Origin of the sequence: Candidatus Pelagibacter sp. HIMB1782 (assembly GCF_052047475.1) — a bacterium.
Classification (GTDB): domain Bacteria; phylum Pseudomonadota; class Alphaproteobacteria; order Pelagibacterales; family Pelagibacteraceae; genus Pelagibacter.
The window spans coordinates 701,663-718,062 of record NZ_JBNAKE010000001.1; the positions used below are offsets into that span (position 1 = coordinate 701,663).

20 protein-coding genes are annotated in these 16,400 nt (G+C 27.5%); 9 read left to right on the plus strand and 11 right to left on the minus strand.

Annotated features, from left to right (window positions below; genetic code table 11):
- Positions 1–13: 13 nt before the first annotated feature.
- From ACTTAO_RS03695 to ACTTAO_RS03710, 4 genes are all read left to right on the plus strand, one after another.
- Positions 14–442, plus strand: coding sequence for a Fur family transcriptional regulator (locus ACTTAO_RS03695; protein WP_262590069.1), 429 nt, complete (start codon positions 14–16; stop codon positions 440–442).
- Positions 443–548: 106 nt separating this feature from the next.
- Entirely contained in the window at positions 549–965 is a 417-nt protein-coding gene (locus ACTTAO_RS03700) for a rubrerythrin family protein (protein ID WP_262590070.1), read from the plus strand.
- 159 nt (positions 966–1,124) lie between these two features.
- On the plus strand, positions 1,125–2,456 hold the full coding sequence (locus tag ACTTAO_RS03705) for a (Fe-S)-binding protein (protein WP_440690942.1): 1,332 nt from the start codon (positions 1,125–1,127) through the stop codon (positions 2,454–2,456).
- A gap of 2 nt (positions 2,457–2,458) precedes the next feature.
- A complete protein-coding gene (locus ACTTAO_RS03710) occupies positions 2,459–3,052 on the plus strand; it encodes a DUF3501 family protein (RefSeq protein ID WP_440690943.1) in 594 nt (197 codons plus the stop codon).
- On the opposite strand, the gene ACTTAO_RS03715 is transcribed toward ACTTAO_RS03710, so the two are convergent.
- From ACTTAO_RS03715 to ubiE, 6 genes are read right to left on the minus strand one after another with little or no spacing between them, the layout of a single operon-like run.
- Positions 3,049–3,489, minus strand: coding sequence for an SH3 domain-containing protein (locus tag ACTTAO_RS03715; protein WP_440690944.1), 441 nt, complete (start codon positions 3,487–3,489; stop codon positions 3,049–3,051). The genes ACTTAO_RS03710 and ACTTAO_RS03715 overlap by 4 nt on opposite strands.
- Positions 3,480–4,235, minus strand: coding sequence for a HesA/MoeB/ThiF family protein (locus tag ACTTAO_RS03720; RefSeq protein WP_440619263.1), 756 nt, complete (start codon positions 4,233–4,235; stop codon positions 3,480–3,482). The genes ACTTAO_RS03715 and ACTTAO_RS03720 overlap by 10 nt, the downstream gene beginning before the upstream one ends.
- Positions 4,232–4,669 (minus strand): dUTP diphosphatase, encoded by a 438-nt coding sequence (gene dut / locus ACTTAO_RS03725; protein ID WP_440635124.1) that lies wholly within the window; start codon positions 4,667–4,669, stop codon positions 4,232–4,234. The genes ACTTAO_RS03720 and dut overlap by 4 nt, the downstream gene beginning before the upstream one ends.
- Entirely contained in the window at positions 4,669–5,874 is a 1,206-nt protein-coding gene (coaBC, locus tag ACTTAO_RS03730) for a bifunctional phosphopantothenoylcysteine decarboxylase/phosphopantothenate--cysteine ligase CoaBC (protein ID WP_440690945.1), read from the minus strand. The genes dut and coaBC overlap by 1 nt, the downstream gene beginning before the upstream one ends.
- Positions 5,875–5,882: 8 nt before the next feature.
- Entirely contained in the window at positions 5,883–7,451 is a 1,569-nt protein-coding gene (gene ubiB, locus ACTTAO_RS03735; protein ID WP_440690946.1) for a 2-polyprenylphenol 6-hydroxylase, read from the minus strand.
- The gene (gene ubiE / locus ACTTAO_RS03740) at positions 7,451–8,155 is read right to left on the minus strand and encodes a bifunctional demethylmenaquinone methyltransferase/2-methoxy-6-polyprenyl-1,4-benzoquinol methylase UbiE (RefSeq protein ID WP_440690947.1); all 705 of its coding nucleotides are present in this window, start codon (positions 8,153–8,155) and stop codon (positions 7,451–7,453) included. Before ubiE ends, ubiB begins: the two co-directional genes overlap by 1 nt.
- A 29-nt stretch (positions 8,156–8,184) precedes the next feature.
- On the opposite strand from ubiE, the gene mutM reads away from it, so the two are divergent.
- The 4 genes from mutM to dnaN all read left to right on the plus strand — a co-directional run bounded on the left by mutM (position 8,185) and on the right by dnaN (position 12,194).
- Entirely contained in the window at positions 8,185–9,048 is an 864-nt protein-coding gene (gene mutM / locus ACTTAO_RS03745; protein WP_440690948.1) for a bifunctional DNA-formamidopyrimidine glycosylase/DNA-(apurinic or apyrimidinic site) lyase, read from the plus strand.
- A 48-nt stretch (positions 9,049–9,096) separates the two neighbouring features.
- On the plus strand, positions 9,097–9,357 hold the full coding sequence (gene rpsT, locus ACTTAO_RS03750; protein ID WP_262590084.1) for a 30S ribosomal protein S20: 261 nt from the start codon (positions 9,097–9,099) through the stop codon (positions 9,355–9,357).
- Positions 9,358–9,673: 316 nt separating this feature from the next.
- On the plus strand, positions 9,674–11,092 hold the full coding sequence (gene dnaA, locus ACTTAO_RS03755) for a chromosomal replication initiator protein DnaA (RefSeq protein ID WP_440690949.1): 1,419 nt from the start codon (positions 9,674–9,676) through the stop codon (positions 11,090–11,092).
- Positions 11,082–12,194 carry a DNA polymerase III subunit beta gene (gene dnaN, locus ACTTAO_RS03760; protein WP_440690950.1) on the plus strand — a complete coding sequence of 371 codons (1,113 nt, stop codon included), beginning with the start codon at positions 11,082–11,084 and terminating at the stop codon, positions 12,192–12,194. The genes dnaA and dnaN overlap by 11 nt, the downstream gene beginning before the upstream one ends.
- Here dnaN and ACTTAO_RS03765 read toward each other — a convergent pair.
- Genes ACTTAO_RS03765 through argH form a run of 4 tightly spaced genes read right to left on the minus strand, consistent with a single transcriptional unit; the run spans position 12,191 to position 15,637 of the window.
- Positions 12,191–12,892 (minus strand): lysophospholipid acyltransferase family protein, encoded by a 702-nt coding sequence (locus ACTTAO_RS03765; protein WP_440648219.1) that lies wholly within the window; start codon positions 12,890–12,892, stop codon positions 12,191–12,193. The two genes, dnaN and ACTTAO_RS03765, sit on opposite strands and share 4 nt — an antisense overlap.
- 11 nt (positions 12,893–12,903) lie before the next feature.
- Positions 12,904–14,118 (minus strand): diaminopimelate decarboxylase, encoded by a 1,215-nt coding sequence (gene lysA / locus ACTTAO_RS03770; protein WP_440648221.1) that lies wholly within the window; start codon positions 14,116–14,118, stop codon positions 12,904–12,906.
- Positions 14,118–14,249 carry a hypothetical protein gene (locus ACTTAO_RS03775; protein ID WP_440690951.1) on the minus strand — a complete coding sequence of 44 codons (132 nt, stop codon included), beginning with the start codon at positions 14,247–14,249 and terminating at the stop codon, positions 14,118–14,120. The genes lysA and ACTTAO_RS03775 overlap by 1 nt, the downstream gene beginning before the upstream one ends.
- Positions 14,246–15,637 (minus strand): argininosuccinate lyase, encoded by a 1,392-nt coding sequence (gene argH / locus ACTTAO_RS03780; protein ID WP_440671972.1) that lies wholly within the window; start codon positions 15,635–15,637, stop codon positions 14,246–14,248. The genes ACTTAO_RS03775 and argH overlap by 4 nt, the downstream gene beginning before the upstream one ends.
- 24 nt (positions 15,638–15,661) lie before the next feature.
- On the opposite strand from argH, the gene ACTTAO_RS03785 reads away from it, so the two are divergent.
- The gene (locus tag ACTTAO_RS03785) at positions 15,662–16,171 is read left to right on the plus strand and encodes a TlpA family protein disulfide reductase (RefSeq protein WP_440690952.1); all 510 of its coding nucleotides are present in this window, start codon (positions 15,662–15,664) and stop codon (positions 16,169–16,171) included.
- Here the strand turns inward: ACTTAO_RS03785 and ACTTAO_RS03790 are convergent.
- On the minus strand, positions 16,168–16,371 hold the full coding sequence (locus ACTTAO_RS03790; RefSeq protein WP_262590092.1) for a twin transmembrane helix small protein: 204 nt from the start codon (positions 16,369–16,371) through the stop codon (positions 16,168–16,170). The genes ACTTAO_RS03785 and ACTTAO_RS03790 overlap by 4 nt on opposite strands.
- Positions 16,372–16,400: the final 29 nt, after the last annotated feature.

Below are 16,400 nucleotides of genomic sequence, written 5' to 3' on the forward strand. Positions count from 1 at the left end.
ATTATAAAATACAATGGTAAAAAACTGTAATTTTGTTGAAAAATTAAGAGATTTAGGACTTAGACCCACTAAACAAAGGGTTAAAATGTGTGAAGTTCTATTTAATAGAGAAAAAACTTTTCATTTTACAATCAATGATCTCGTAAAAATGATTTCTGAGGAGATGAATGAAAAAATTTCTTTAGCAACAGTTTATAACACTGTTCATGCATTTCAGAAAAAAGGTTATTTAAAAGAAATTTCGATTAACAGCGATAAAAGTTATTTTGATACAAACACGTCTGTTCATCATCATTTTTATGATGAAGATACTCATCAGCTAATAGATTGTGATGAAAATGATATAGACCCAGTAAATATTAAAAAAAATATTACAGGAAAAAAAATAAATTCAGTTGAAGTTTTGGTTAAAGTTGCGAGTGATAATCAAACTCAAAAATAATTCAATTAAATCAATTATATAAAATCTAGATTATAATAATTCTAAACTATTGACATTAAAGTTTTAGACACTATATGGTCTATAAAGTTAAATTAAGGAGAAAAAAATGTCTTTAAAAGGAAGTAAAACAGAAGAGAACTTAAAAGCAGCATTCGCTGGTGAGAGTCAAGCAAATAGAAGATATCTTTATTTTGCACAAAAAGCTGACATCGAAGGTTATAATGATGTAGCTACAGTATTTAGATCAACAGCAGAAGGTGAAACTGGTCACGCACATGGTCACTTAGAATACCTTGAACAAGTTGGAGATCCAGCTACTGGGAAACCAATTGGTGAAACTAAAGCAAATTTAGCTTCAGCAATTGAAGGAGAAACGCATGAATATACTGACATGTACCCAGGTATGGCTAAAACTGCAAGAGAAGAAGGTTTTGAGGAAATTGCAGATTGGTTTGAGACTTTAGCAAAAGCTGAAAAATCTCATGCTGGTAAATTCCAAAAAACTTTAGAGTCTATTGCCTAAATAATATTCATTAGTGGGCGTTTACCGCCCACTAAATTTAACAAAATTTCTAAAATCAAAAAAAATGAAAGAGCAACTTTTACAATTAATAAAAGATTGGTTTAATGAACCAGTGGTATTAGTTTCTTTATCATTAATTATAATTTCTAATATAATCGTATGAGCAAAGAAGGAAGTCTAGACGCCCCAATACGTCACCCTATTGATTTTGAGCATCCAGATTTTTTAAATCCTGAAAAATTAGATGCAGAAATGCGAAGAGTGTTTGATATTTGCCATGGATGTCGAAGATGTTTTAATCTTTGTGATTCCTTTCCAAAATTGTTCGATATGATTGATGAGTCTGAAAATGAAGACGTAGAAAGTTTAAAAAGTGAGCAATTTGCTCCGGTTGTTGATGCCTGTACTCTTTGCGACATGTGTTTTATGACCAAATGTCCTTATGTACCTCCTCATGATTTTGATCTTGATTTCCCTCATTTAATGTTGAGGTACAGAACGGCACAGAAAAAATTAGGCAAATTACCAAGTGTTCCATTGCAATTAGCTCAAATAGATAGAAATGCAAAAATTGGGGTTTTATTTTCTAAAATAATTAATTGGGCATCAGATATAAAAAATAAGTTGTTCAGAAAAATATTAGAGGTAGTTGCGGGTATCGATAAAAGGGTTCAACTTCCAAAATACAATTCAGAAACTTTTTCTAACTTTTTTATGAAAAATAATTACAAAATAAACTACGAGACAAAAACTAATGATAGAAAAGTTGTAATTTATTCTACCTGTTTTGTTAACTTTAATAAAAAAAATACGGGTGTTGCAGCTTTAAAAGTTCTAAAGAAAAATGGAGTAGAAGTTCAAGAAGCCTATCCTGGATGTTGTGGAATGCCATTCTTGGAGCAAGCTGATCTTCCTAAAGTTGTGGAACAGGCTAAAAAAGTTTCTAAAGATTTAGTTGAATGGATTAACAAAGGTTACAAAGTTGTTACATTAACCGCTAGTTGTGGTTTAATGTTAAAATTTGAATGGCCATTGCTTTTACCTAATGATGATAAAATAAAAAAATTATCTGCAAACGTTATGGATATTGATGAGTATGTTGTTGATATTGCAAACAATGAGGGATTAGCAGATGGTTTACAAGAAATAGATGGTGGAGTGACAGTGCACCATGCGTGTCATGCAAGAGCACAAAACATGGGTATCAAAGCGAGAGATATGCTTAAACTTATCCCGAATGTTAAAATTGATGTTGTAGAGAAATGTGCTGGGCATGGTGGAACTTTTGGTGTGATGAAAGAAACACATGATCTGGCCAATAAAGTAGGAAGACCAACTGCAAGACAAATTAAAACAAAAAATAACAAGTACATGGCTTCTGATTGTCCTTTAGCAGGTAAGCACTTAAAGCAGCTTGAAGTGGATACTAACATCTCCAATGATGAGGCACTACATCCTATCGAATTGATGGCTAAAAGTTATAAGTTATGATTATGCCAAGAGATAAAAGAGAGATACAAAAAGAAGACATAATGCCATTGGATGTCTACACAAAAAATAGAAGAGAATTAAGAAAAAATATTGTTGAATTTAAAAAAAATAGAAGAATTGCATTAGGACCTTATGCAACTTTTTATTTTGAAAGTTACGAGACAATGTTAGCTCAAGTTCAAGAAATGTTATATATTGAAAAAGGTGGAGATGAACAACTTAAAGATGAGTTGTCAGCATACAATCCTCTAATACCAAATGGTAAAGAATTAACAGCTACTTTGATGTTTGAAATAGACAATCCTATATCACGTGCAGCTTTCTTAGGAAAAGTGGGTGGAATAGAAGAAACAGTGTTTATGAAAATTAATGGAGAAAAAATAAAAGCTATACCAGAGGAAGATGTTGATAGAACATCAGCTGAAGGAAAAGCTTCTTCAGTTCAATTTATTCATTTTAATTTTTCAGATGACCAAATAGCTAAATTTAAATCTGAAGAAATTGAAGTTGAAATAGGAATAGATCATAAAGAATATTCCCATACTACCAAGCTGTCTGTAGAGAACAAAAAGTCACTTTCTGCTGATTTTAGTTAATTAAATCCCCAGATATTATCTGTTTTAACCCAACCTTGAAATTCTCCAGAGGTTATTCGACACCATTCTTGCTCACACTTTTCTAATATTAACAACCTACCTTCCTCAATAAGAGCAATTGGTTTTGCAAAAGATGTAGGGTTTTTAAATAAAATTTTATCCTTGGTTGCAATTACAGAATTATTTTTTTTTAATTGAGATATATGTATCCAACCACCATTATTTTTAAAGTCTATAATTCTTCTAAAGTTTTCTTTTTTATCTATTTGTTTTAAAGGAAAGTTAATTTTTTTGTAAACATATTTTACATCTGAATCAAAACTTGGACCATACCTAACGTTTACTTTATTTTTTTTTAAAGAAACAAATATTTCATCAGCTGAACTTATTGAAATTGATAAGATAAAAATTAAAATTATTCTTATAATTAATTGCATAGACAGTTTTTTCTTTTTTTAATTTTTGCTTTTCTAAAATTTAAATTTAATAAATCAATAATTAAAATATAATTATTTAAACTTTGGCCTATATTTAAAATATTTTTTAAAATTTCATTAGCTTGCATCGTGCCAACTATTCCCGCTACAGTTCCCAGGATTCCTTCATATTCACAATTGAGTATTTCATCTGATATTTTTTCCTCTTGATAAAAACATCGAAGGCATGGTTCTTTTTTATTTTTGAAATTAAATGTAAAGATATGACCATCAAATTTACTTATAGCACCAGTTACCAAAAACTTTTTATACTTTAAACTTAAATCATTAATTAGAAATTTACTTTCAAAATTATCAGTTCCATCAACAATATAATCGTAATCTTTAATAATTTTTTGAAAATTAGATTTATTTAATTTGTAATTAAAAATTTTTATATTTGTTAAAGAATTAATGTTGTTTAATTTTTTTTTAGCTATTTTGACTTTTAGTTGATTTAAATCTTTCTGATTGAATAAACTCTGCCTATGAATATTTGAAAGGCTTATTCGATCATGATCCACAATTCCTAATGAGCCAACCCCTGACCTAGTCAAGAATTCTGCTACTGGGCACCCGAGACCACCCATGCCTATTATTAATACTTTTGCATTTGTAATTTTATTTTGACCTAAAATACCAATATTTTTTAATATGATCTGTCTTGAAAAACGTTCGATTTGTTTTTTGTTTAGTTTTTTGCTCATTTTCCTGTTGAGCCAAATCCGCCTTCGCCTCTAATTGTTTCTGGAAGCTCATCTGTTTCTTCAAAATTCATTTTTATCACTGGTGCAAGAACCATTTGAGCTATTCTGTCTTTATTGTTTATTAAAAAATCTTCTTTTCCGTGATTGTAAAGTATTACTTTTATCTCACCCCTGTAATCACTATCTATTGTTCCTGGTGTATTTAAAACACTAATATTATTTTTTGCTGCTAAACCTGATCTAGGTCGTATTTGAATTTCAAATTCATTTGAAAAAGCAACGGCAATTCCAGTTGGAACTAAACAAGAATTTTGGGACTTAAGTATAATAGGTTCTTTTATAAATGCCATAAGATCCATTCCCGAAGCTCCTTCTGTTTTGTAGGCAGGTAGCTCTATTGAAGGATCTAATTTTTTAACAAGGATTTTTGCCATTAATTTAATTGATCAATTATTCTATCAACTATTTCTTCAGAAATTTCAGATTTTCTTTTGTATGGTAGGACTTCACTTTTTAAAGATTTATTTTTGTAGTGGATTAGAACTTCATTATAATCAGAGTTAAATCCAATATTTTTTTTAGAAACATCATTAGCAATTATCCAATCACAATTCTTTTTATTTAATTTTTCTTCTGCATTTTTAAAAACTTCGTTTGTTTCTGCTGCAAAACCAATCACAATTTCAGGTCTCATTGAATTATGATTTGATATATAATTTAAAATATCAATATTTTTTTCTAAATTTAAATTTAATGCTTCTTCTTTTTTTATTTTTGTTTGAGATTTATTTTTTACTTTAAAATCTGATACTGCTGCTGAAAAAATTGCTACATCTACAGGTAAATTCTCTTGTGTAGCAGCAAACATTTCATCTGCTGTTTCAACTTCAATGAGTTTAATATCTTTTTCTACTTCTAGATTAGTTGGTCCTGAAATCAGTGTTGTATCAAAACCTTTTTTGAATAGACATTTAGCTAGTTCATATCCTTGTTTGCCACTTGATTTATTTGTTATAAAACGCACAGGGTCGATATACTCATTTGTTGGGCCCGCAGTAACTAAAGCTTTAAATTTTTTATTTTGACTTTGGTTTAAAAAAAATTGGTTTAACTCATCCGCAATTTTTAATGGTTCTGACATCTTACCTTCTCCGTATTCCCCGCATGCCATATCTCCTATTTCTGGACCAATAAACTTATAACCAAAATCTTTTAATTTTTTTAAATTAGTTTTTGTAGATTTATGCTCCCACATTCTAACATTCATCGCTGGTGCTAAATAAATTTGTTTATTTGAAGCAAGTATTACAGTAGAAGCCAAATCATCTGTAGTACCTTGTGCTAATTTTGAAATTGTATTTGCTGTAGTTGGTGCAACGATAACTACGTCTGCCCATCTAGAAAGTGAAATGTGATCCATTTCAGTTTCGTTTTCTAAGCTAAACAAATCACTATAAACTTTACCTTGAGATAATGATGCTACTGATAATGGAGTTACAAATTCTTTAGCACTAGAAGTAAGTATAGTTTTTATTTCTGCACCATTTTTTTTTAATAATCTAATCGTTTCAAGACTTTTATAAGCTGAAATACCACCACAAATAATAAAAAGAATTTTTTTGTTATTAAGATTTTTCATTTGCAGAATTAAAATACTATAAGACCAAAAATTACAAGAAGTAATAAACCAATAATAGATTGGTTTCTAAATGCTATCATTTCAGATTTTTTATCGTTTAAAGCTGTATAAGAATTGGAGTTTTGAGGAATTTGTCCGCTAGCTAAAAATGTTAGAGCTTGATTTGCTTTGTCCATGATTTCAGGTAACTCAGGTAATCTTTTAATTACTTCAGTGCTATTTTTAAGTGTCTCGTTAAAATTATTTATAGGATCTTTTGTTTCTCTTAACCAATTTTCAAGAACTGGTTTAGAGGTTGTCCAAATATTAGTGTTAGGATTTAATTTTCTTGCAACACCCTCAACTACAACCATTGTTTTTTGTAACATCAACAATTGAGGTTGAGTTTGCATATTGAATTTTTCTGTAACATCAAAAAGCTGTTTTAATAATTTTCCACCTGAAATATCTTTAACCTCTTGACCAAATATTGGCTCTCCTATTGACCTTAATGCTTGTGCTAGATCATCTATTGGCACATTTTTAGGGACTAATCCTGCTACTAAGTGAACCTCAGCAACTTTTTTATAATCTCTTTGTATAAATCCAAATAAAATTTCAGCTAAAAAACGTTTACTCATTTTGTCTAATCTACCCATTATGCCAAAATCTATTGGAGCTATTTGACCGCTATCATCAATAAATATATTTCCTTGGTGCATATCAGCATGAAAAAAACCATCCCTTACAGCATGTCTTAAAAAATGCTGGATAATATCCTCAGCAATTTTATTAGTATTTAAATTTCTTTTTTTCAGCTCTTCTGTTTCACGAATAGATACTCCGTCTATCCAATCTAATGTCATTACATTCTCACTAGTAAAGTTCCAATAAATTTCAGGAACTTTGAATCCAGCATCATTTTTTGTATTTTCTGCATATTCATTTGCGGCTGCTGCCTCAAACCTTAAATCCATTTCTAGGTTGGTTATTTCTTTCAACAAAAAAACAACTTCCACAAGTTTTAATCTTTTAGTTTTTTTTAAAAATGACTCAATGATAAATGCAAATAGCATCATCGCATCAATTTCTTCATTAAATATTTTTTTTATGTCTGGTCTTATAATTTTTATTGCTACATCTTTAATTGTACCATTGTCATTTATTTTAGCTTTATGAACTTGTGCTATTGATGCAGCAGCAACTGGCTCACTTAAATCAATAATAGAATTGTAAGCATCATTGCCTAAATCATTTTTAATTATTTCTTTTGCTTGATTAATAGAAAATGGTGGTACACGATCTTGTAATTTTTCCAGCTTTGTAGAAAGTTCTTCTCCTATAATATCAGGTCTAGTAGCTAAAAATTGACCTAATTTTATAAAAGTTGTACCCATCGACTCTAATGATTTTGAAAGTCTTTCACCATCATCTTGGGCATGATTACTCAATTCTTTTTTTTCAAAAGATATTGCTAATAGCTGAAATAAAATTGTGATTGCGACCGGCGGTTTTTTAAATTTAGAGGCAATATCTAAAATATCAGATTTTGCAATTTTTCTTCCTAATTTAAATAAAGTAATTAATTTTCTTAGCATTATATTTTCCAACCACTATGGATAGAAACTATACCACCTGAAAAGTTCCTATAATTACATTTCGTAAAATTATGCTTTTTCATTAAGTCAATTAATTCTTCCTGATTAATAAATTCTTCAATACTTTTTACTAGATATTCATATGGTTTTTTATCGCCAACAATAAATTGACCAATATGAGGAATTATTTTTGAATAGTTTTTATAAACAAAATCTAGGTTAGAGTTTTGAATTTTTGAAAATTCTAAACATAAAAATCTTCCACCTGGTTTTAATACCCTATAAGCTTCGGATAGAGCTTTATCTAAATTCTTTGTATTTCTAAGACCAAAACTTATTGTGTAATAATCAAATTCGTTGTCTTGAAGTGGAAGCTTTTCAGCAGCTGCATTGATCCATTTTATATTTTTATAATTAGATAATTTTTGTTTGCCTTGACTAATCATACCTTTATTTGGATCTATACAAGTGACTTCTGACATTTGATTTGTACTATTCAAAAATAATTTACCGATATCTCCAGTTCCACAAGCAACATCTATTAACTTTCTATTTGGAGATGGTTTCATTATATTGATTAGACTTTTTTTCCAAAATCTATGAATGCCCAGTGACATGAAATCATTCATCAAGTCGTATTTACTATAAACTTGATCAAAAACACCTTCCACAAGGCCTTTTTTATTTTGAAGATATTGTTGCATAAAAAAATATATATTGAATATAGTGAGAAATGCCAGAATTACCAGAAGTAGAAATTGTTAGACAATCTTTAGACAAAAAAATTAAACAAAAAAGTATTAAAAAAGTAATTATTAGAAATAAAAATCTTAGGTTTCCACTTCCAAAAAATTTTAGTTCTTTTTTAATGAATAAAAAAATTATTAAAGTAGATAGATTTTCCAAGTATTTAATATTGAATTTTAAAAGTGGAGAGTTTTGTTTGATACATTTGGGTATGTCTGGAACCATACACATCATTGATAGTAAAAAAAAATTAAAATTTACTAATGCTAGTTTTTATCATTCTCCTATATTACCAAAAAAACATAATCATATTGAATTAATATTTAATTCTTTGAAAGTAATTTATAATGACCCAAGAAGATTTGGTTTTTTTGAGTTAGTAGAAAATAGTGAAAAATTAGAAAGTAGATTTAAAAATTTAGGACCAGAACCATTCAATTTAAATTTTAATATGAATTATGTTTTTAATTATTTCAAAGGAAAGAATAAAAATATTAAAACATTTTTATTAGATCAAAAATTTGTTTCTGGAATTGGGAATATTTATGCAAGTGAAATTTTATTTCTAAGTAAGATTTATCCATTTAAAAAAGCAAGTTTGTTAACTAGAGAAGATTGTAAAAAAATTATTTACTATTCAAAAAAAATTTTATTAAGAGCAATTAAAAAAGGTGGTTCAAGTATTAGAGATTTTAAGGATACGTTGGGATCTTCTGGAAACTATCAAAAAGAGTTTAAAGTATATCACCAAGAAGGATTAAGATGTAAAACTATAGGATGTACCGATACTATACAGAAAAAAATTGTATCAAATAGATCTACTTTTTTTTGTAATTCCTGCCAAAATTAGCCAAATATTTAGTTGACCGTTTTCAGTTCTCAAGCTATACCCCTGCGCATGGCAAATACAAAATCAGCTATTAAACGTATAAGACGTATTTCTAAACAAACAGCAGTTAATAAAGCTAGAAAAAGTAGATTTAGAAATGCATTAAAGAAAATGAACGCTTTAATTGATACCAAAAAGAAAGATGAAGCGTTAAAATTCTTACCTAAATTAAACTCTGAGTTGATGAAAATTGCAAAGACTGGTGTAATTAAAAAACAAAATGCATCAAGAAACGTCTCAAGAATAACTAAAAAGATTGCAGCAATTTAAAAACCTTAAGTTGTTTCGAAGATAAATTTCACACACACATTATATAAGATCTAAATATTTTCAAATTACTATATTTAGATTTAGTAAATCTTTGATCTTACACAATACAATCAATGTTTGATTCAATCTGTATTTGATTCAATCAAAAATTTTATTTTTAAGAAAATTTAAAACTAATTTAAAAATTTGTGTCCATAAAAAAAAATGATTGTGACAATAAATTCTACAATTGCAGATTTAATTTTTTTTTAATTTTAAATTTAATACTTGTTGCAAAATTTTTTAAATCGTTCTAACTGAGATCTTCCCTTAAGTTATGAATAAATCTTTTACAAATAAAAATATTAATAATTTTGCTTCAGAAGAGATCGATTGGCAACAAATTCAATCTGAAATGAAGAATAAATTAGGTTTGGAAATTTATGAAAGTTGGTTAAAAAAAATATCATTTCTTGAGGAGCATAATAATTATTTACTTTTATCTGTTCCAACTAGATTTATTAGAGACTGGATTACTTCGAGGTATTTAGACCAAATTCTGAAAATAATTAAATTGTATAAAAAAGGTATAATTAGAATTGAATTTAAAATTATTGATCAAAAAGTTGATAAGGATTTAAAAGACACAACAAATATTGAAAATACCCAAAATGAAAATGTTTCATTTATAAAAGACTCGTACCTTCAGTACAATCGAATAGATCCAAACAAACGATTTGATAACTTTATAACTGGATCAAGCAATAAACTTGCATATGAAGCTTCTATAAAGGTTACAGAAACCATCTCTCATTATAATCCACTCTATATTTACGGTGGTGTAGGAATGGGGAAAACTCACTTATTAAATTCTATTGGTTTTGAGATGAAGAAAAAAAATAAAGTGATGTTCATTTCAGCTGAACGTTTCATGTATCAGTTTGTAAAATCAATTAAATCAAATGATATGGTTAAGTTTAAAGAATATTTTAGAAACACTGATATTTTATTAATAGATGACATCCAGTTTATTAGCGGCAAAGAAGCAATGCAGGAAGAATTTTTTCATACATTCAATGCTTTGTTAGATAAAGGATCGCAAATTATAGTATCTGCTGATAGAGCACCTAATAAATTAATGCGTATTCAAGAGAGAATTAAATCTAGATTTTCAGGTGGATTGGTTGTTGACATTCAAAAACCTGATTTAGAATTACGAAAAAAAATAGTTCAAAAAAAAACAGAAGAATTAAACAATTTATATGCAGATCAGCTTCAAGTATCAAAAGATATACAAGATTTTATCAGCAATGAGATCTCAGGAAGTGTTAGAGAATTAGTTGGAGCAGTTAATCGAATAGTATCCTTTTCAAGAATTTATAACAAAGTTCCAAATTTACCTGAAACTAAAGTGGTATTAAAAGATCTTTTAAATATCTCAGAAAACAAAGTAACAATTGACTTAATACAGACTATTGTGTGTAAGTTTTTTAAGATAAGCAAAAATGAAATGCTTTCTTCAAGAAGATCAAGATATCTTGTAAGACCTCGACAGACAGCAATTTACTTAACTAAAATTTTAACTTCAAAATCATTACCAGAAATAGGTAGAGAATTCTCGAATAGAGATCACACAACAATTATCCATTCTGTTAAAACAATTGAGAAAATTAAAGAAAAAGATCCAGAAATGGTAGATAATATCAATAAACTTAAAAATCAGATATTATACAATAACAAAGAAAATGAAATTTAACGTCAACCAACAAGACCTTCAGCAAGCACTAAATTATTGTCAGGGTGTAATCGAAAAGAGAAGCACGTTACCAATTTTATCTAATATTTTATTAGATGCTAGTAATTCTAAATTAACAATTACTGCTACAGATCTTGATTTAATTTTTATACACCAGCTAAATAATGTTGAAATTCTTGAAGAAGGAAAAACAACAACAACCTCGTCAATTATGTATGACATAATCAGAAAATTAACATCAGGAAAAAAAATTAATCTTACTCTTACCGATGTAAGTAAATTACAAGTAGAATCGGAAAAATCTATTTTTAATTTGAATTGTATTAGTGCTACCGAGTTTCCATTGACTGATGAAAATTTTAATGAAAATGAATTTATTATAAAATCAAAACAATTATTGAAACTTCTAAACAAATGTAAGTTTTCTGTTTCAAATGATGAAACTCGACATTATTTAAGTGGTATTTATTTTCACCAAACTGAAGTTGAAGATAAAAATTATTTAACAGCTGTTGCTACTGACAGTCACAGAATGTCGATTTCAAAAATCAGGCTAGATGAAAAAATTGAATTTGACCCTGTTATACTTCCCAAAAAAACAATTTTTCAACTTTGTTCACTGTTAGATAGTTATGATGGTGATGTAAAAGTATCAAATCTAAAGTCAAAAATTAAGTTTGAACTGAATAATAGTATTTTAATTTCAAAACTTATCGATGGAAAATTCCCGAATTACATTCAGGTAATACCTAAAAATAATCATAAAAAATTAGAAATTGATTTAAAACTTTTCTTAAACTCAGTTGATAGAGTGGCCTCTGTATCTCTGGATAAAAAAGATGGTGTAAAATTTAATTTATCAAATGATACTCTTAACCTTTCGGTAAATAATACTAATAGCGGAGACGGAAAAGAAACATTAAATGTTAAATTTGATCACGACTTAGAAATAAGTTTTAATTCCAGATATTTGATTGATGTAGCTTCACAATTAGATGGTGATAGAGTCGAAATCTTCTTTAATGATACGGGTTCACCAGCTTTAATAAAAGATCCAGGCGATTTCGACAGTATTTATGTTGTGATGCCAATGAAGGGTTAATTTATTAAATCTAATTCTTGATAGATATTTTTTTCTAGAGTTTTTAAAAATTCATTTTTTTCTAGCCCAGCTGAAATAGGTTTTAATATTGATATAGTAATTGTTCTATTACTATTTTTTCCACCTTTTTTTGGCCATACGTAACCAGAGTTTATGGCTACTGGTAAACAATTTATTTTTAATTCTTCATATATCCTTGAGGCTCCTTTTTTAAATGGAGTTCTGTCATCAGGTAATACCCTGGTACCTTGAGGAAAAATAATTAATGGACGATTTGATTGTGATATTGTGTTTGAAATATCATTAAAAAAACCCAAATTATCTTTAGTTGTTTTATTTCTATTTATTGAAATTGATCCTATTTTTTTTAAATACCAACCAAATATTGGAATTTGGAGAAGCTCTTTTTTTAAAATAAAAACTGGTGAATTAAAAATAGTTTGCAAATAAAAAGTTTCAAACATTGATTGATGAGATGCAGCAATAAAAAATTTATCCTCTTTGATTATATTTTCTTCACCTTTGATAAGGATTTTTACTGAAAGGATAAACCTTAAGCAAACACCAGTCCAATAGCCCATTAATTTGCCACCAATTAAAACTATTTTTCTTGGTAGGAAAAAAGAAGGTAAAAAAATTATAGAAATAAAAATAATTCCAGTAAAAAAAATTATTGAAAATAAAATGTTTCTTATCATTGTCTCAAAAGCTAAATTAAATCTTTATGCTTTTGTCTTTTTCTAATTATTTTTATTTTGTTGTTTTTAATTAATATTTCTAATGGTTTTGTTCTTAAGTTATAATTCGAACTTAGTGACATTCCGTAGGCACCAACATCACATATTGCAACATAGTCTTTTTCTTGAAGTTCCTGAAAGTTTTTAATAGTTACAAACTTGTCTGTAGTTTCACATATAGGTCCTACAAATTCATAAGTTTTTTTGGAAACTTTTCCAGATTTAATAACAGGTAAAGTTTTGTGAATTGCACCATATAATGCTGGTCTCATTAAATCATTCATTGCTGCATCTAATATAATGAATTTTTTACTTTCACTGTCTTTTATATAAATTACTTTTGTAATCAATGTTCCAGAATTTCCTATTATAGATCTTCCTGGTTCAAATATAATTTTACATTTTTTATTTTTTAAAAATTTTTTAATAGCTAAATTATATTTTTTATAATTAAGTTTTTTATTTTTATCTGCATAAGAAATTCCCATACCACCACCTAAATCGATGTATTCAAATGTATGAGATGTTTTCTTTAAAATATTATCGACTACTTTAAGCATCTTTTCATAAGGCTTATGATCTAAAATTTGGCTTCCAATATGAACACTTAGGCAATTAAGATCTATATTTTGTGAACTTTTGCAATATTCAATTATTTCATAAAATGTTTTTTCATTTACACCAAACTTATTCTCTTTTTTACCAGTCGAAATTTGGCTTAATGTTTTTGCATCAGTATTAGGATTTAATCTTAAACCAATTTTTACAATTTTATTTTTTTGTCTAGCCACTCTATTTATTTCTACTACTTCACTTTTAGACTCTGCGTTTATTAGTAAAATTTTTTTATCTATTGCGTAACTTATTTCATTTGTAGTTTTGCCAACTCCTGAAAAGACAATTTTTTTTGGACTAATACCTGCTTTAAGAGCCATCATCATTTCACCAACAGATACTACATCAGCTCCAAAACCAAATTTTGATATCTCATTTATTAAATTTACATTGGTATTTGATTTAACTGCGAAACATATCAATGGTGATATTGATTTAAAATTTTTTTTAAAATTTAAAATATTTTCTTTTAACCTTGAGTAAGAATAGCAATATGTTGGTGTACCATATCTTTTTGCAATTTTTAAAAAGTTAACTTTATCAATAGATAATTTTTTATTTATGTATTTCATTACACTCTATTTTTAGAGAATAGATTTAAATAAACTTGTTTTTTGTCTTCTTGGTATACAGGGTCACCTTTCTTGCCACATGAAAATAACAGCAGCAACATAACTAACGTAAATGTGATTTTTTTTATCATTTTAATTTCTTATATTTAGTTATCATTTTTTTTATATTTTCAAAAGAAGTTCCCCCAAATGATTTTTTTGAATTTATAGAGTTTTTTAAATCGAAAATTTCTAAAACCTTTTCTGTCAATTTTGGCTCAATTTTTTTAAGTTCATTTAAACTTAATTCGTTTAAATTTTTCTTTCTTTTTTCAGCCATGTTAACAATAGCAGCTGTTTTTTGATATGCCTTTCTAAATGACATATTGTGTTCTCTAACTAAATAATCAGCTAGATCTGTTGCTGTAATATGACCCTTATTTGCAAGTTCAAGCATTTTCTTTTTATTTGCACTGCAATTTTTTAAAACTTCATCAAATATTTTTAAGCAATTTATTAAAGTATCATTGGAATTAAAAACCAATTCCTTATCATCCTGTAAATCTTTAAAGTAGGATAGTGGCAAGCCTTTTAGTATCGTTAACATAGAAAAAAAATTTCCGTAAGAAGTACCAGTTTTTCCTCTTAGATATTCTAAGAGATCAGGATTCTTTTTTTGAGGCATAATCGAAGAGCCTGTAACAACTTTATCTGATAAGTTGATTAAGTTAAATCCATCTGAATTCCATATAATTAATTCCTCTGCAATTCTAGAAATATGCATTGAACATACTGAAATAGCGTAAAGAAAATCTAGCACAAAGTCTCTATCCGAAACTGTATCTATTGAATTATTAGTTGGTCTTTTAAATCCAAGTTTTTTAGATGTAAAATTTCTATCTATATTAAACGAAGTGCCTGATAGAGCTGCTACACCTAATGGACTTTCATCTAAACTATTTAAATTGTTTAAAAATCTTTTTTTATCTCTAGTAAACATTTCCACATAAGCCATTAAGTAATGGCCAAATGATATAGCTTGAGCATTTTTAAGATGAGTAAAACCTGGCATGATAGTCTCTATATTTTTTTCAGCCAGATTAATTGTGCTTTTGATTACTTTATCTATATTATTATTAATATCTTTTGTTGCAGTTTTAATCCAAATTTTAAAATCAGTTATTACCTGATCATTTCTTGATCTAGCTGTATGAATGTATCCAGCTTCATCACCAATTATTTGAAATAATCTTTTCTCTATATTCATATGAATGTCTTCATATTTTTTATTAAATTCAAATTTTTTGTAAGTTATTTCTTTATAAATTTTATTTAGACCATAAATAATTTTATTTTTTATTTTAAAGGAAATTATCTTTTGTCTAAAAAGCATTTCAACGTGTGCAATGGATCCTTGTATATCTTCTTTGTAAAGTCTCTTATCTATATCAATAGAATTACCAACTTTTTGAAATAGGTTTGATGCCTCTTTTTGTATTCGCGTGTTCCATATTGCTTGGTTGTTTTTATTTTTTGCCATGATATTTAGTTATACCTAATTAATATGAGAATTTTAGCATTATTTATTTTTTTAATTACAACTGTAGAAGCCAGTGATTTACCAAACATTAAAAATATTGTTATTCATAAAGTTCCAAAAACGTATGAAAATGTATTTTTTTTAAATAAGAAAAATGAAAAAATTAAAATTAATGATTTCAAAGGAAAATTGTTAGTTTTAAATTTTTGGGCTACTTGGTGTCCTCCGTGCAAAGAAGAGATGCCTTCATTAGACAATATGCAAGCAAATTCATCACTTAATAATTTAAAAGTTTTTCCTATTAATATTGGGAAAGAAAAACTGAATAAAGTTGAAGAATTTTTTGTAAAATTAAATTTAAAAAATTTGGAACCTTTTTTTGATCCAGAAGTAACTTTAGCTAAAACTTTTTCTCTAAGAGGAGTTCCAACATCAATATTTATAAATAAAGAAGGCAAGGAATTTGCCAGGGTTCTTGGTGACATAGACTTTAATGACAAAGATTTTTTAAAGTGGATTGAGAGATATAATTAGTTTTTAAAAAAATATGCGAAAGCTACCAAAACAAGTATGGCCACAAATTGCAGCAGTACTCTAAGCTGCATTAGTTTATTTGAATATTTTTTACTTGTTTCTCCACCTTTAAATAAAGTTCCAATACCCAAAACCAAAACTATTCCAACAGCTATTAAAAGAGCTATAGATAAAATTTTAACTAATATTCCAGAAAACATATTATTATTGTAGTGTGTTTTTAAAAATA